This is a genomic window from Nocardia sp. NPDC056100 (genome assembly GCF_042266325.1).
Classification (GTDB): domain Bacteria; phylum Actinomycetota; class Actinomycetes; order Mycobacteriales; family Mycobacteriaceae; genus Nocardia.
In genome coordinates this window covers 1,484,355-1,500,844 of the sequence record NZ_JBHJVY010000001.1, presented here as the reverse complement: position 1 = coordinate 1,500,844, position 16,490 = coordinate 1,484,355, and the positions used below count along the sequence as shown (strand labels likewise).

The following is a 16,490-nucleotide window of genomic DNA, read 5'->3' as shown; positions in this document are numbered from 1 at the left end:
CGGGCCATCCCCAAAAGGGTTGCCGCGCTCGACCTCTCAGTGAGGAGAGCAGTGGCAGGCAAGGCCCGCGTGCACGAGTTGGCGAAAGAACTCGGTGTCACTAGCAAGGAACTACTCGCAAGGCTCAAGGAGCAGGGCGAGTTCGTGAAATCGGCGTCGTCGACGGTGGAGGCCCCCGTCGCACGTCGCCTGCGTGAGTCCATGACGCCCAAGAGCACCCCGGCGAATGGCACCGCGAAGCCGGCATCCGGCACCCCCGGCGGTCAGTCGCCGCGTCCGGCTGCCAAGCCGAACCCGGGTGCGAGCTCGGGACCGCGTCCCGGCGCACCCCGTCCGTCCGCACCGGCTCCGGCGCCCGCGCCGGTTCAGGCTCAGACCCCGGCTCCGGCCGCCCCGAAGCCCGTCGCCCAGCCCGAGCAGGCCGCCCCCGCGGCCGCCGCTCCGGCTCCGGCCGTGCGCCCGGGTCCGTCCATCAAGCCCGGTCCGGCCCCCAAGCCGCCGGTGCCCGAAACCCCCGCTGCCCCAGCGGCTTCCGCGGCTCCGGCCCCGGCTCCCGCCCCGCAGCAACAGGGTCAGCGCCCCACCCCGGGTGCTCCCCGTCCGGCGCAGCCCGCGCCGCGTCCGGCGCAGCAGGCCGGTGGCCAGGCTCCGACTCCGGGCGCTCCGCGTCCCGCGGGTCCGAAGCCGGGTCCCAAGGCCCCGCGCGTCGGTAACAACCCCTTCTCCTCCGCTCCCGAGCGTCCCGCGCCGCGTCCGGCTCCCGGTCAGGGCGGTCCCCGCCCGGCTCCGGGCCAGGGTGGCCCGCGTCCGGGTCCCGGCCAGGGCCCGCGCCCGGGTCAGGGTCAGAGCGGTCCGGGTCAGGGTGGTCCGCGCCCCGGTGGCGCCGGTCGTCCGGCTCCCGGTCAGGGTGGTCCGCGTCCGGCCGCCGGTCAGGGCGGTCCCCGTCCCGGTGGCCCGCGTCCGAGCCCCGGCTCGATGCCGCCTCGCCCGAACCCGGGTGCGATGCCGTCGCGTGCCGCGCGTCCGGCTCCCGGTGGCGGTCGTCCCGGTGGTCCGGGTCAGGGTGGTCCGCGTCCCGGTGGCGGCGCAGGTCGTCCGGCCGGTGCCGGTGGTCCGTACCGCGGTGGCCAGGGCGGTGCCCCGGGTACCGGTGGTGCTCCGGGTGCCGGTGGCGCTGCCGCGGGTGGTTTCCGCGGTCGTCCCGGCGGTGGCGGCGGTGGCCGTCCCGGTTCCGGTGGTGGTCGCGGCGGTGCCGCGGGTGCCTTCGGTCGTCCGGGTGGCGCGCCCCGCAAGGGTCGTAAGTCGAAGCGGGCGAAGCGCGCCGAGTACGAGAGCATGCAGGCTCCCGCCGTCGGTGGCGTGCGTCTGCCCCGCGGCAACGGCGAGATCATCCGTCTCGCCCGTGGCGCGTCGCTGTCCGATTTCGCCGAGAAGATCGGCGCCAACCCGGCCTCGCTGGTACAGGCGCTGTTCAACCTCGGTGAGATGGTCACCGCTACCCAGTCGGTGAACGAGGAGACCCTCGAGCTGCTGGGTTCGGAGATGAACTACGTGGTTCACGTGGTCTCCCCGGAGGACGAGGACCGCGAGCTGCTCGCCAACTTCGACCTCACCTACGGCGAGGACGAGGGCGACGAGGACGATCTGCAGATCCGTCCGCCGGTGGTGACCGTCATGGGTCACGTCGACCACGGTAAGACCCGACTGCTGGACACCATCCGTAAGGCGAACGTCCGTGAGGGCGAAGCCGGCGGTATCACCCAGCACATCGGCGCCTACCAGGTGCTGTCCGAGGTCAACGGCCTCGACCGGCTCATCACCTTCATCGATACCCCGGGTCACGAGGCGTTCACCGCCATGCGTGCCCGTGGTGCCAAGGCCACCGATATCGCGATCCTGGTGGTCGCGGCCGATGACGGCGTCATGCCGCAGACGGTGGAGGCCATCAACCACGCGCAGGCCGCTGATGTGCCGATCGTGGTGGCGGTCAACAAGATCGATAAGGAAGGCGCGAATCCGCAGAAGATTCGCCAGCAGCTGACCGAATACGGTCTGGTCGCCGAGGAGTACGGCGGCGAGACCATGTTCGTCGACATCTCGGCCAAGCAGGGCACCAATATCGACTCCCTGCTCGAGGCCGTCGTGCTGACCGCGGATGCCACCCTGGATCTGCGGGCCAACCCGGACATGGACGCGCAGGGTGTGGCCATCGAAGCCCACCTGGACCGCGGTCGCGGCCCGGTCGCCACCGTCCTCATCCAGCGCGGCACGCTGCGCGTGGGTGACTCGATCGTGGCGGGCGACGCCTACGGTCGTGTGCGCCGCATGGTCGACGAGCACGGCGACGACGTCGTGGCGGCACTGCCGTCGCGTCCCGTCCAGGTCATCGGTTTCACCTCGGTCCCCGGTGCAGGCGACAACCTGCTCGTGGTCGAGGAAGACCGGATCGCGCGTCAGATCGCCGATCGCCGCAACGCTCGCAAGCGCAACGCCCTGGCAGCGCGCAGCCGCAAGCGGATCTCCCTGGAAGATCTGGATGCCGCTCTGAAGGAGACTTCGGAGCTGAACCTGATCCTCAAGGGCGACAACTCCGGTACCGTCGAGGCCCTCGAAGAGGCGCTGCTCGGTATCGATGTGGGCGACGAGGTGCGTCTGCGCGTCATCGACCGCGGTGTCGGTGGCGTCACCGAGACCAACGTCAACCTGGCGTCGGCCTCGAACGCGATCATCATCGGGTTCAACGTCCGTGCCGAGGGCAAGGCGACCGAGCTGGCGAACCGCGAAGGCGTGGACATTCGCTACTACTCGGTCATCTACCAGGCGATCGACGAGATCGAGAAGGCCCTCAAGGGTCTGCTCAAGCCGATCTACGAAGAGGTCGAGCTGGGTCGGGCGGAAATCCGCCAGATCTTCCGCTCCTCCAAGTTCGGCAATATCGCCGGTTGCTGGGTTACCAGCGGTTCGGTCAAGCGCAATGCCAAGGCGCGTCTGCTGCGTGACAACGTAGTGGTCGCGGAGACGGTGACCATCGCGTCGCTCCGTCGTGAGAAGGATGATGCCACCGAGGTTCGTGAAGGCTACGAATGCGGTATGACGTTGACCTACAACGACATTCGCGAAGGTGACATCGTCGAGGCCTACGAGCTGCGGGAAAAGCCGCGCGACTAGGAGCAGTACACGATCCCGCCGGGCCCCTAGGGTCCGGCGGGGTTGTGCCCCTTTCCCATCCGGGTAACACACGCGCATTTCCCGGGGCGCGTTCATATGACTGAAAAGCTGTTTTTCGGAGCGCTCGAGTTCGATATCTTGCTCGGTGATGTGCATTCACTGAAAGAGAAGCGCTCCGTCCTTCGCCCGATCATCGCCGACCTGCGCAGGTTCGAGGTCAGCGTCACCGAGGGCGGAGATCATGACCGGTATCGCCGGACACTGGTAGGTGTGGCCATGGCCAGCTACGGCATGAATCACCTGACCGAAGTGCTGGACAAGTGTGAACGGCATGTCGCCAATCGTCCGGAGTTACAGTTGCTGGCGGTACGCCGCCGCGTCTTCGGACCCGAAGACTGAATCTATCCAGTGAGGAGGGCACGGCCATGGTGGATCAAGCCAGGGCACGCCGACTCGCCAAGCGGATCTCCTCGATCGTGGCTACGGCCATCGAGTACGAGATCAAGGATCCGCGGCTGCGTTTCGTCACCATCACCGATACCAAGATGACCGGTGATCTGCGAGAAGCCACCGTCTACTACACGGTGATGGGGGAAACCCTCGACACCGAACCCGATTACACCGAAGCGGCCGCGGGGCTGGAGAAGGCCAAGGGCATTCTCCGTTCCAAGGTCGGCGCGGGCACCGGGGTGAAGTTCACCCCGATCCTGTCGTTCCAGCTCGACACCGTTCCGACCGCCGCGAAGGAGATGGAGGAGCTGCTGGCCCGCGCCCGCGCCGCCGACGCTCGGGTCGCCCAGGTCGCGGTGAACGCCAACTATGCGGGTGATGTCGATCCGTACAAGAACGACGACGATACGGACGACGAAGACTGACCTGCGGTCTCCGGACCGGGAGGAGACGCCGGTGACCGAACCGGTCGACCTGTCCGAGGCGGTGTCGATTCTCGACACCGCCCGATCGGTGACGGTGCTGTGCCATGTACAGCCCGATGCCGACACCATCGGCAGCGGACTCGCCCTGGGTCTGGTGCTGCGCCGGCGCGGTGTGCCGGTGCGGGTGTCCTTCGCCGAGCCCGCCGAACTACCGGTGTCCATGCGATCGCTGCCCGGTACCGAACTATTGGTTGCGCCGGAACAGGTTCCGCGTGAGGTCGACGTGCTGGTCGCGGTCGACTGCGGTAGCGCGGGGCGGCTCGGTGCGCTCAAAGATCGGCTCGACGGTGCGCGCATCACACTGGTGTTGGACCATCACCGGTCCAATACCCGGTTCGGTGCGGTCAATGTCATCGACGAGAATGCCGAATCCACAGCGGGATTGATCGCCCGGGTGCTCGATGCCTGGGGCGAACCCATCGATCGCGATGTGGCGCACTGTCTTTACGCCGGACTGGTCACCGATACCGGATCCTTCAAATGGGCGCGGCCCGGCTCGCATGCGCTGGCCGAGCGGCTGCTGGCGACGGGTATCGACGGTGCGGGCATTACACGCACGCTCATGGACACCCATCCCTTCCAGTGGCTGCCCATGCTGTCCCGGGTGCTCGGCTCCGCGCAGCTCGATCGCGCGGCGGCCGGGGGTGCGGGGCTGGTCTATGTCTTCGTGCGCCGGGAGGACACCGTCGGGGTGCGCTCGGAAGAGGTCGAGAGCATTGTCGATCTGGTGCGCACGACCGCGGAGGCGCAGGTCGCGGCGGTGTTCAAGGAATGCCGGGGCGAATCCGAGCACTGGACCGTCTCACTGCGTTCGCATGATGCGGCCGATGGCAGTCTCGGTGTGGATGTCTCCAAGGTCGCGACCGCGCTCGGCGGTGGCGGACATCGTTATGCCGCAGGCTATTCCAGCGTCGGTGCGCCGGAGCGACTGGTCGCGGCGCTGCTGGCAGAACTGGGCTGACGGGTCGCCGAGCCCGGTTACGGTGCGGCCCAGCCGAGTTCGGCTGATATGAACCGGCCGGGTTCGGTTGACATGAACCCAGCCGAGTTCGGCTGATATGACCCAGCCGGGTTCGGCCGATATGAGCGCAGCCGAACCCGGGTGACGGGCCCCGTCTGTCAGTCGTGCAGGCCGTCGATGACCACACCCTTCCCGGCTTCCACCCGGTAGCCGAAGGTGATGGTCGACTGGGCTTGCGGTTCGAGCTCGAGTTTCCAGGTGAGGATGCCGAGATCGCCCCGTTCGGCCGGTTGCGGTTTGGCGGTGGTCTCGCGGACGGTGATGGCGGCATCGCGGGCCACCGGGAGGCGATCGAGCACCGTGACGTTCGCGGTGCGGCCGGTGTGGTTGCTCACGGTGATCGCGTACTCGGTTTCGATCCGCCGCGCCGAGCCGAGGGTGGCCTTGGAAGCGTTGCGGCGCACCAGTTCTCGTTCGACCCGAATGCGGTCGTCCACGCCCAGGGCCAGTTCGCGCTCTTCGCCCGGAGCCCAGGTGTCGAGGTGGGTGGCCCCGACGAATTCGGATTCGTGGAACAGCGCGGCCCGGCCGGACGGCAGGGTGTGCTCGGAGGTATTGCGCGCGGTGGCGCGCAGCACCGCTTCCAGGGCCTGCACCGGGGCCGTCACATGGTCCAGCTCGGCCTCGAGGTCGAGCGCGGTGATGACCGTGCGGTGGTCGGTGCCGTCCGAGGCCACCGCGACTGCCCGCTGTGGCGTGTAGGTCGCGGCGGTGACGCCGTGTTCGACCTCGGCGACGGACTCGCGAATCGGAGCCGCCTTGCGCGCCATGGCCGGTGGTGGTGCCGCCGGTGCGGGCGCGCCGTAGCCGACCGGCACCGCGTCCATCGACGCGCCGCCCGCCACCATGGACCGCATCACCGGCCGCGGTATCTCCACACCGATGAACCAGGGATCGAGTTCGGGCACGTCGAGCGCTTGGGCGGGCCGGGCCGTGGACAGTTGCAGGCGGCATTCCGGCCAATCCTCGCCGGTGCGCTGTTCCACCAGGCCGAACCAGCGCAGTGTCAGGCCCGCATCGGTGAGGCGCAGGTCGTAGCTCGAGCTCCAGCTCGCGCCGAGCACGACGTAGGAGATGTCCAGATCCACGGTCACGGCCTGTGCCGCTTCGACGGTGATGATCGCGACCTCGGTATCGGTGCGATTCTTACCGCGCAGATCGCCAAGCTGCCGCTGTACCGCCTGCTGTTCGCGAATATGTCGCTGCCGCAGCTTATCTCGCTCGCGCCGTGCGGTATTGACGGTCTCGTACTGCGCTTCGAGATCGTCGACGAACGCGCTGACCCGTCCGCTGTCCGCCGCGGCGAGTGATTCCGCCGAACGCCGGGCGAGCCTGTCCAGGAAGACGATTCGCGCATCGGCCGCGCGATCGGAGTCGCCGAGCGCACCGATCGCCACCTCGAGTTCGCGAATGCGTTCCTCCAGTGCCGCGACCTGCTCATCGGTCACCGCGATCTGCCGCTCGGTCGTGATGTCGACCCCGAGCACCACCACCTCGCCCTGGCCCGCCACCCGAATCGAATCCCGCAGCAGATCCCGCGGTAGCGGCGCGACCCGTATCCGGTGTTCGCCCGCGGGCACCTCCACCTTGCCGGATCGCGTCACCCGCGCCCGATCGGGATAGACGGTGACCGCGGTGATGGCAGTGTCGAGTGAGATCATGCCCCCAGCCTGCCTCGAGTCGGCGGCTCCGCGCACGGGCTTTCCGGGCCGAACCGGGCGGGCGGCGCGGCGATCAATTCCGCAGCGCCCGTTCGATCATCGGCCAGGAGTCGTGCAGATCCTGCTGCCAGTAGCCCCAGGAGTGCGTGCCGACCGGGCGCAGGTTGAAGGTGGCCGGGATGCCGAGGTCGTCCAGGCGGTCGCGCAGGGCATGCGCGCATTGCGCGGTAATGGCTTCGAGGAAGCCGCCGCTGGTGAGCTGGGCGAGCAGTTTCGGCGCGTTGCCGCGAATGCCGGGCGCGTCGAGGGTGTCCAGGGGTCCGGCCAGCCCGGTGCCGGTCGAGACGTAGATGGCGGTGCCGCGCAACTGTTCGGCGTGCAGGTACGGGTCGTTGGCGAGCCAGGCGGGATCATCCGGTGGACCCCACATATTGACCGGATTGCCGTGCCAGCGCACCACCACCGCGTCCACGAACAGGCGGCCGATCGGATCGCTGGTGCGCGCGCAGCCGCTGTACGCGCCGATGGCCCGGTAGAGGCTGGGCGCGTCCAAGGCGAGCTGGAAGACCGAGGTTCCGGCCATGGAGATGCCCGCGATGGCGTTCGCGCCGCTGCCGTGCAGCGCGGAATCGATAATGGGCGGCAATTCCCGGGTGAGGAAGGTGCTCCAGCGCATGCGGCCCAGTAGCGGATCGTCGGCCTGCCAGTCGGTGAAGTAGCTGCCGTTGCCGCCCAGCGGGGTGACCACGGTGACCTGTTTGCCGCGGAAGAAGTCGACGATATCGGTCTGTTCGGGCCAGCTGCTGGCATCGGAGCCGCCGCCCGCGCCGTTGAGTAGATAGAGCACCGGGGCCGGGGCCGAATCATCGGGTGCGCGAAGCACTTTCAGTGCGATATCGGTGTTCATGGCGGTGGAGTGCACGCGCAGGTCGAGCAGGCCGTCCGGACTCTCGGCCGCCGTGAGCAGGCTGGAGCCGTCGGGTGCGGGCCGCGCGGATTCCAGTGCCGCGGCGGGTGTGCTCGGTTCCGCGTGTGCGGGGACCCCGGCACCCAGCCAGGGGATAGCCATGGCCAGAACGAGCGCGGTGAGCGGGCCTGCCGAATGCACCCTGGACCTCCGATTGCCGCGTATGGGGACGGACGGCTGGTGACGTTAGGTCGAATCCGATTCCCGGACAACGCGGATCGGCAAACTTTGGGAGACCATCCGGGCGTGGCGGACTCGGCTTGGGAATGGTCACAGACTTTGGCTGCGGTGCTGGTCAGGGCGTGGGCGGGTGGCGTTCACTCGAAAACCTGATTCATCAGGGAAGTGGAATCGAGGTCATTCATGGTCGCGTTCGGACTCTTCGGCGACTGGCAGCCCGGTCTCGGGCGGCTCACCACCTGGACGGCGTCGCCCGCCGCCCGGGCCGCGATGCGGCGGGCGCCCGCGCACGAGGTCGGACCGTCGTATCAGCAGCAGACCTATCTGCGCGCGACGCATCGCAATTCCCGGGTGGGACTGCGGGTTTCGCGATTGTGCATGATCTCGTTCGATCTCCCCGGACAGCCGGACGCGCGAGCGCTGAACGCCGCGCTGACCGCCTTCCTGCGCAGGCACGACACCTTCAGCAGCTGGTTCGAGCTGGAGCCGGACGGGCAGATCGTGCGGCATGTCGGCGAACCGGAGATGATCGAGCTCGCCGCCACCGACCACGGCGAGTTCACCGATCTCGTGGAGTTGCGCGAACGGGTGCAGGCCGAGACGCCGGGACCGTTCGAATGGGATTGCTTCTCGTTCGGCGTCATCGAGCGATCCGAGTCGTTCACGCTGTACGCGGCGGTGGACCACCTGCACACCGACGGTGTGGCGCAGGCGCTTTCGTGCGTGGATCTGCTGCTGCTGTATTTCGCCGAACTGTCCGGTGACGCTGCCGAACTGCCGCCCGTGAGCGGTCATATCGACTATTGCGCGCGGGAACGGCGCATCAACGAGCGGCTCAGCCTGGAGTCGCCCGAAGTCTGGCAGTGGCTGGATCTGCTGCGGCACAACGGCGGTGACGTCCCGCGCTTCCCGCTCGAATTGGGTGGCGGCGGATACGCCCGGGGCGCGCAGCAGACGCTGCCGCTGCTGCGCGAATCCGACATGCTGCGATTCGAGCAGGTGTGCGCCGAGCACGGCGGGCGGTTCCTGGGCGGACTTTTCGCCGCGGCCGCGCTGGCGGAGTTCGAATTGGCAGGCCGGGAAACATATTTCGGCTTCTCACCGGCCAATACCCGTTCCCTGCCCGGTGAGTCGGCATCGGTGGGCTGGTACACCAACCTCATCCCGGTGGAGATTCCGGTGCGGGCCGAGGACAGTTTCACCTCCCTGGTGGGGACGGCGCAGCGGGCGACCGAACGGGCCAAGGACCTCACCGATGTATCCCTGCACCGGGTACTGGAATTGGTGACGCCGGATCTCGGCATCCGGGTCACGCCGGGCTTCACCGCGCCGATGGTGTCCTATGTCGACGTCCGCAAGATGGCGGGGGCGGATCTGTTCGACGCCATCAAGGGCGGACTGTTCGGCAGTGAGGCCAGTGCGGGCGAAGTGTTCCTGTGGGTCAACAGGTTTCACGATGTGACCACGCTGACGCTGCTGTTCCCCGATACCGTGCAGGCGCACGCCTCGGTGGTGCGCTATGTGCGGACGCTGACCGCGATCATCAGCGCGGTGGTCGCCGACGGGGATTACGCGGTGCGGGTCCCGGCGCTGTCATGACGGCCGGGATCACCGGCCGCGCCACGGAATCGGCGCTCCGCCCGGGCGCGTGGATCGCCCTGGCCGCGTGCCTGATAGCGGTGTTCATGCAGATGCTGGACCTGACCATCGTGCATACCGCCATGCCCGCGGTGGCGCTGGATCTGCGCGCCGACGGACCCGCCGAACTGCTCATCGTGAGCGTGTACGGGCTGACCTTCGCGTGCACGCTGCCCACGGCGGCCCGGCTCGGTGATCTGCTGGGGCGGCACGCGGTGTTCACGACCGCCCTGTCGGCGTTCGCGGCGGCATCGGTCTGGTGTGGAACGGCTTCCAGCGCAACGGAATTAGCGCTCGCCCGGGGAACGGCGGGGATCGCGGCGGCGCTGGTCTCCGCGCAGACCATCGCGATCATCACCGGGGAGTTCCCGGAGCGGCTGCACGCCACCGTCTTCGGTATCTACGGTGCGATCGCGGGATTGGCGGGTATGGCCGGGCCGCTGCTGGGCGGTGCTCTGGTGGATGCCGATGCGTTCGGATTGAGCTGGCGCACAGTATTCCTCATCAATATCCCGCTGGCCGGAATCGCGATGGCGCTGGCGCACCGGCACCTCGATATCGTCGCGGACGCGCCGGACACTCGTCCGCGCCGGTCAGCGCGCCGCCGGGGCGAACGCTGGGTGCTGGTGCTTCAGCAGCTTGATATCGGGGGTGCGGTGCTGTCCGCGGTGGGACTCGGGTTGCTGGTGTATCCGCTCACCTTCGGCCGGGCACTGGGCTGGCCGCCGATAACCCTTGTGCTGCTGGGGCTTTCGATACCCGTGCTGGCGTTCTTCGGATGGGGACAGTATCGCCGTACCGCACGGGGCGTCGAGCCGCTGGTACGGCTGGAGCTGTTCGGCGATCGCGGGTTCGCCGTGGGGTCGGTGCTCACCGCGATGTTCTACGGGGTGTTCACGGCGCTGCTGTTCACCGTCTCGGTCGCGGTGCAGTCCGGCCTGGGGTGGTCGGCCTCGCGGGCGGGCCTGGTCATGCTGCCCTTCGCGGTCGGAGCCGTGGCCGGTGCGCTGTCCTCGCCGATTCTGATGGCGCTGTGGGGAACTCGGGCGCTCACCGTGGGGGTGACGGTATTCGCGGTCGCGCTGGGGGCGATCGCGAGCACCGTGCACGCCGCCGGGCCCGCGCTGGATATTCGCGAACTGGCGGGACCGGTGCTGGCGGCCGGAGCCGGTATGGGCTGGTTCGCCGCACCCCTGCCCGCGGTGATGCTGGCGCGGGTGGTCGATCGCGCTACCGGATCGGCCTCGGGAATCGTGCCCACGGTGCAGCAGATCGGCAGCGCGCTGGGGGTCGCGGTACTGGGCACGGTGTTCTTCACCCGAGCCGCGGCAGGGTCTTATCTCGCGGCGATCACCACGGTGCTCTGGATCATGGCGGGACTGGCCGCGCTATTGGCGGTATTCACACTCGCACTGCCTCGGCGGCAACCGTGATCGCCCGCCGCGCAGGGAATCTCGCGGACAACATCGCCGCGCCCGGCACCGGGGCGGCTGACGCCGAACCTTGTTCCACGCCGGAAATGGCGAAGAGGAGCGCGGCGCGGTCCGATACGGCGGCGGGGAATTCGCCGCACGGCCGGGATGCGGCCGCGGATACGCGTCCCGAATCCGAGACATCGGCGGATTCCCTCGGGCCCGTCGAATCCTCACCGCCGCATTCATCTTCGGTTGCCAGGATTCCGTCGGCGGCGGGGACCGATGCAGGGCGTGTGCCGCCGCCTGCCGTACCGGGTGAACAACGGGGTGGGCGGCGAGATGAGCTGTTGCCGTGGGATATTCGCGGCGCGGTGGTGATCTCGGGGGTTGCGGCGTTGCTGCTGTGGCTGCGGGCGGGGCGGTACGGGTATTTCGGTGACGAGCTGTATTTTCTGGCGGCGGGACGGCGGGTCGCGGCCGGGTATGCGGATCAGGGGCCAGTGTTGCCGCTGCTGGCGCGGGCGGCGGATTGGGTTGCGCCCGGATCGGTTACGGTGCTGCGGTTGCCCGCCATCGCGTGCGGGGTGGCGGCGATCTGGGTGTGTGCGGGGGTGGCGCGGGAGTTCGGGGGTGGGCGTCGGGCGCAGCGGCTGGCGGCACTGGGGTGGGCCACGAGTCCGTTTCTGATCACCGCCGCCGCGAGTCTGTCCACGTTCGCCATCGATGCCACACTGTCGGCGGTGCTGCTCTGGATAGTGTTGCGCTGGTGCCGAACTCGCGATGATCGGCTGTTTCCGGCCGCTGCGGCCGTGGCAGTGCTGGATCTTCAGGTGAAGCCCCTATTACCGGTGCTCGTTGCCGGAATCGCGCTTGGCATAGCGGTTTTCGGGCCGCGGCCGCTGTTCCGGCGGGCGGCGCTGTGGGCGGCGCTGGTGGTGGTTGCGTTGTCCGTCGTGCCGAGCCTGTGCTGGCAGGCGGGCCACGGCTGGCCGCAATTGGCGATGGGGTCCGTCATCGCGGATGAGCAGCGCGCGGCGACGGGCGGACTCGCCGGATTGCCGATTCAGGTGGCGCTATTGCTCGGTGTACTTGGTACGCCGCTGGCCATCGCCGGTGCGTGGGCGCTGTTCCGAATGCCCGCGCTGCGCGCCTATCGATTCGCCGGTGTGGCCGTACTGGTGCAGGCGCTGTTCGTGCTGGTCACGGTATCGCGGCCCTATTATCTGGCCGGATTGTTCCCGGTGCTGCTGGCGGCGGGCGCGATGTGGTGGGAGCGGTACGAACACCGGAGATGGTGGCGTGCGATCCGCGTGACGGCGGCCGTATCGGCCGGTATCGCGCTGGCCGTGGTCCTGATACTTCCGCTGTCGGCCTTCCGGCTGGACGATCCGACCGATACCCAGCGCGCGCTGTCCGCCCGCATGCGCCTGTACGGCGTCGACGGCTGGTCGGAACTCGTTGCCACCGTGGACTATCAGGTCCGGCGGCTGACTCCGCGCGAACGTGCGAATACCGTGCTGATCACCCAGAATTATTGGCAGGCAGCGGCGCTCGATCAGCTCGGCGCGGAGCTGCCGCCGGTGTACAGCCCGAATCGGGGGTTCGCGTACTTCGGGATGCCGCCGCCGACCGCGACCACCGTGCTCTATATCGGCGCGGATTCGGCGGAATCCATACTGCGCGAAGCGTTTTCGGAGGTGCAGCCGCTATCGCGGCTCGATGCCCCGCTCGGATTTCCGGGCATCACCAGACATGTCGTGCTGTGGCGCTGCGACCATCCGAACCGGCCGTGGCAACAGATCTGGCCGGTATGGCACACCACCGCACTCGATTCGGGCGAAGGGACAACATGATGATCCACTGGAAGGGTTTGGCCGACATCACCTGGTTTCACCGGGAGTGGTCGTTGTCGGAGCTATTGGAGCACAAGGGCGGTCGCACCGTCTCGGTCGTACTGCCCGCATTGAACGAGCAGGCGACCATCGCAGGCGTGCTGGCGTCCATTCGGCAGCTGGTGGGCACACTCGTGGACGAACTCGTGGTCATCGACTCCGGATCCGAGGACGACACCGTGCGCATCGCCCGATCCGCCGGGGCCACAGCGGTATTCACCCGTGAGGAGGCGCTGCCCGATCTGCCCACCCGGCCCGGCAAGGGCGAGGTGCTATGGCGATCGCTCGCGGTGACCACCGGTGATCTGATCGTGTTCGTGGATTCGGATCTGCTCGAACCGAGTCCGCGCTTCGTGCCCGCACTGCTCGCGCCGCTGCTGCTGGGTGAGGGCGTCGAATTGGTGAAGGGCTACTACCGCCGCCCGCTGGAATTGGATCCGACCGGTGATGTGGACGGCGGCGGCCGCATCACCCAGCTGGTGGCCCGCCCGCTGCTCACCGCGCTCGCGCCCGAACTAGGCGATATCCTGCAACCGCTCGGCGGCGAATACGCCGCGACCCGAGATCTATTGCACGGCATACCTTTCGCGCCCGGCTACGGCGTGGAGATCGGCATTCTGCTCGATGCCTGGCAGCGGCACGGCGCGGCCGCCATCGCGCAGGTGGATCTGGGCACCCGCAGACACCGCAATCGCCCCACCCACGAATTGGCGGAGATGAGCCGCCAGGTCATCGCGACCCTGCTGGACCGGCTCGGCATCTGCGATTCGGGTGTCGGCCTGGCCCGCTACCGCCCGGAGGGTGCCACCTGGCATCGCAGCGTCGGCACGGTATCGCTCGCCGACCGCCCACCCATGGCGACCACCCGCCCACTGGCGGGAGTCACCCGCCCCGGCTGGGTCGAGAGCCGCCCCAGCCGCGGCATCCGATGATCCCGCACCCATTCCCATGCCGAATCCATGAATTTGCGTCGGGAACCAATGGCGCACTGGCCGGGTGGGTGGCACCGGAGCCATAGTGGCCGGGCTGACTGTAGCCCGGGGAGATTCTGTCGTCCGGCTCCCCGCTCATGTCAGGGCCGTGTGGGAGGGTGGCTGCATGGCGGAGACCGAGGTGGGGGTGGCGGCGGTGCAGGCGGGGCCGGGGCGGATTCTCGGGATCGCGGTGCCGACCCTCGGTGTGCTGGTCGCCGAGCCGATCTATCTGCTGTTCGATATGGCCGTGGTGGGGCGGCTGGGGGCGCTGGCGCTGGCGGGGCTGGCGGTCGGCGGATTGATTCTGGCGCAGGTGAGTTCGCAGTTGACGTTTCTGAGCTACGGCACGACGGCGCGGGCGTCGCGGCGGCACGGGGCGGGGGATGAGCGCGGGGCGATTGTCGAAGGGGTGCAGGCGAGTTGGATCGCGGCGGGGGTCGGGATCGCGATTGTCGTTGTGCTGCAGATCTTCGCGGGGCCGGTGACGCGGGCCATCGCGGGCGGTGACGATATCGCCCCGGGTGCGGAGTCGTGGCTGCGGATCGCGCTGTTCGGGGTGCCGCTGATCCTGTTGTCCATGGCCGGGAACGGGTGGATGCGCGGGGTGCAGCAGACGCGCCGACCGCTGCTGTACGTGGTTGCGGGGCTGACACTTTCGGGTGTGCTGTGCCCGGTGCTGGTGCACGGTTTGCTCGGTGCGCCGCGCCTGGAGCTGGAGGGTTCCGCGGTCGCCAATGTGGCCGGTCAGGTGGTGACGGCGGCGCTGTTCGTGGGTGCGCTGGTGGCGTCCCGGGTTCCGCTCGCACCGCATATCGCGATCATGAAGGCGCAGCTGGTGCTCGGCCGCGATCTGATCGCCCGCAGTCTGGCCTTCCAGGCGTGTTTCGTTTCCGCCGCGGCGGTGGCCTCCCGCTTCGGTGCGGCCTCGGTGGCCGCGCATCAGCTGGTCTTGCAGCTGTGGAACTTCCTGGCACTGACCCTGGATTCACTGGCCATCGCGGCGCAGACCCTGGTGGGTGCGGCATTGGGGGCCGGAAATGCCAGTGGCGCACAGGGTTTGGCGCGGCGGATCACCGCGTGGTCGACGATATTCGCGCTGGTGCTGGCTGCTATCTTCGCGGCGGGGTACACGGTGATCCCGAACCTGTTCACCACCGATCCCTCGGTATTGGATCGCACCCATGTGGTGTGGTGGTTCTTCGTCGGCATCATTCCCATCGCGGGCGTGGTGTTCGCCCTGGACGGCGTTCTACTCGGCGCGGGTGATGCCGCGTTCCTGCGCAATGCCACGCTGGGTTCGGCGCTGCTCGGCTTCCTGCCCGCGATCTGGCTATCCCTGGCCTATGACTGGGGCATCGCCGGAATCTGGACCGGCCTGGTCGCTTTCATGGTGCTGCGCCTGATCGCGGTGTCCGCGCGCGCCCTGTCCGGTAAGTGGGCGCGCGTCGGCGCGGATGTGCCGGGGCGGCTCGCCTAACCCTGTTCGGCCGCCCGCCGGGCCAGATTCTCGGCGACCTCGGCTTCCCAGTTCTCATTGGCGTGCGTGGTGTCCACCTCGAATTCGAAGCGGGCCGTCATCTCCGGCTTGATATCGGCGACATCCACGTAGAACTGCTCGTACCAGCGCCGATGCTGATACACCGGCCCGTCTTCCTGGGTGAGCAGCGGATTGTCGATGCGCGTCTTGTGCTTCCAGATCTCGACGTCCTGCAGGAATCCGACACCGAAGCTCTTTCCGAACGCCTTGGCCAGCGATGCCGATTTGGCGGGCGGCAATCCCTCGATGCGCTGCACGCTCACACCCCACTGCAGCATGAACGAATTGTGCGTCACCGGATAGTGGCAATTGATCAGCGCCACTTCGACGGTCCGCTCACCGAAGTCGTTGTGCAGGTAGTTGATCATGTACGACGGCCCGAAATACGAAGCCTCCGACCGCAATAGCTGCATCTCGGTGGAGTAGTTCGAGGCGGTGTGCACATCCGGCCGCCCCTTGCTGTGCAGGAACTGCGTCGCCACATGCCCTTCGAACACATTCTTGAAGAACACCGGATACGCGTAGTGGATATAGAAGAAGTGCGCCATATCCACGTTGTTGTCGATGATTTCGCGACAGTGCGCGCCCTCGATCAACAGCGAATTCCAGTTCCACTCACTCCACAGATCGGTGCCCATACCCTCGATATGCGGTATCGCGACCTCGGGTTGCGGCGGATTGCCCTCGGGATCGTTCCAGACGAAGAACTGCCCGTTCTCCTCGCAGGTGGCCCACGATCGCGTCTTGGCCAGCGGCGGCACCCGGCGCGCGTAAGGGATTGCGGCACAACGCCCGTCGCCGCGCCAGCGCCAATCGTGGAAGGGGCAGGCGATATTGTCGTCCTTCACGCTGCCGTAGGACAGGTCCGCGCCCATATGGCGGCAGTAGCCGTCGAGCGCGTGCAACTCGCCTTTGCTGTCCGACCAGATCACGATCTTGGTGCCGAATGCCTCGATCGAGTGCGGTTGTCCGTCCCGGAAGCTTTCGGCCAGTCCGAGGCAGTGCCAGCCGCGTGCGAAGCGGGTCATGGGCTGTCCGACATCGATGCTGCGATACTGCATGAGCCGAGATTAAGCATCCGCGCTTAAGTTGTGAAGCGTTT

General features: G+C 68.0%; 12 protein-coding genes. 9 read left to right on the top strand and 3 right to left on the bottom strand.

Annotation, left to right across the window (positions count from 1 at the left end; all coding sequences use genetic code 11):
• The first annotated feature begins 51 nt into the window (after positions 1-51).
• From infB to ACFC0O_RS06920, 4 genes are all read left to right on the top strand, one after another.
• Positions 52-3,168 carry a translation initiation factor IF-2 gene (infB, locus tag ACFC0O_RS06935; RefSeq protein WP_375954489.1) on the top strand — a complete coding sequence of 1,039 codons (3,117 nt, stop codon included), beginning with the start codon at positions 52-54 and terminating at the stop codon, positions 3,166-3,168.
• Between the two features lie 108 nt (positions 3,169-3,276).
• The gene (locus ACFC0O_RS06930) at positions 3,277-3,567 is read left to right on the top strand and encodes a DUF503 domain-containing protein (RefSeq protein ID WP_364632768.1); all 291 of its coding nucleotides are present in this window, start codon (positions 3,277-3,279) and stop codon (positions 3,565-3,567) included.
• A gap of 26 nt (positions 3,568-3,593) precedes the next feature.
• Positions 3,594-4,043 (top strand): 30S ribosome-binding factor RbfA, encoded by a 450-nt coding sequence (gene rbfA / locus ACFC0O_RS06925; protein ID WP_375954487.1) that lies wholly within the window; start codon positions 3,594-3,596, stop codon positions 4,041-4,043.
• The gene (locus ACFC0O_RS06920) at positions 3,997-5,064 is read left to right on the top strand and encodes a bifunctional oligoribonuclease/PAP phosphatase NrnA (RefSeq protein WP_375954486.1); all 1,068 of its coding nucleotides are present in this window, start codon (positions 3,997-3,999) and stop codon (positions 5,062-5,064) included. The genes rbfA and ACFC0O_RS06920 overlap by 47 nt, the downstream gene beginning before the upstream one ends.
• 158 nt (positions 5,065-5,222) lie before the next feature.
• Here ACFC0O_RS06920 and ACFC0O_RS06915 read toward each other — a convergent pair whose 3' ends face one another.
• A complete protein-coding gene (locus ACFC0O_RS06915; protein WP_375954484.1) occupies positions 5,223-6,785 on the bottom strand; it encodes a mucoidy inhibitor MuiA family protein in 1,563 nt (520 codons plus the stop codon).
• A 73-nt stretch (positions 6,786-6,858) separates the two neighbouring features.
• On the bottom strand, positions 6,859-7,854 hold the full coding sequence (locus ACFC0O_RS06910) for an alpha/beta hydrolase (RefSeq protein ID WP_375956009.1): 996 nt from the start codon (positions 7,852-7,854) through the stop codon (positions 6,859-6,861).
• A 261-nt stretch (positions 7,855-8,115) separates the two neighbouring features.
• On the opposite strand from ACFC0O_RS06910, the gene ACFC0O_RS06905 reads away from it, so the two are divergent.
• From ACFC0O_RS06905 to ACFC0O_RS06885, 5 genes are all read left to right on the top strand, one after another.
• A complete protein-coding gene (locus ACFC0O_RS06905) occupies positions 8,116-9,531 on the top strand; it encodes a condensation domain-containing protein (RefSeq protein WP_375954483.1) in 1,416 nt (471 codons plus the stop codon).
• Positions 9,528-11,003, top strand: a complete 1,476-nt coding sequence (locus tag ACFC0O_RS06900; protein WP_375954482.1) for an MFS transporter — start codon at positions 9,528-9,530, stop codon at positions 11,001-11,003. Before ACFC0O_RS06905 ends, ACFC0O_RS06900 begins: the two co-directional genes overlap by 4 nt.
• Before the next feature lie 86 nt (positions 11,004-11,089).
• Entirely contained in the window at positions 11,090-12,838 is a 1,749-nt protein-coding gene (locus ACFC0O_RS06895; protein ID WP_375954480.1) for an ArnT family glycosyltransferase, read from the top strand.
• Positions 12,835-13,809: a glucosyl-3-phosphoglycerate synthase gene (locus ACFC0O_RS06890; RefSeq protein WP_375954479.1), complete on the top strand. Its 975-nt coding sequence runs from the start codon at positions 12,835-12,837 to the stop codon at positions 13,807-13,809. Before ACFC0O_RS06895 ends, ACFC0O_RS06890 begins: the two co-directional genes overlap by 4 nt.
• Positions 13,810-13,975: 166 nt before the next feature.
• Positions 13,976-15,328 carry an MATE family efflux transporter gene (locus tag ACFC0O_RS06885; protein ID WP_375954477.1) on the top strand — a complete coding sequence of 451 codons (1,353 nt, stop codon included), beginning with the start codon at positions 13,976-13,978 and terminating at the stop codon, positions 15,326-15,328.
• Here ACFC0O_RS06885 and ACFC0O_RS06880 read toward each other — a convergent pair.
• A complete protein-coding gene (locus ACFC0O_RS06880; protein WP_364630953.1) occupies positions 15,325-16,449 on the bottom strand; it encodes a Rieske 2Fe-2S domain-containing protein in 1,125 nt (374 codons plus the stop codon). The genes ACFC0O_RS06885 and ACFC0O_RS06880 overlap by 4 nt on opposite strands.
• Positions 16,450-16,490 lie beyond the last annotated feature (41 nt).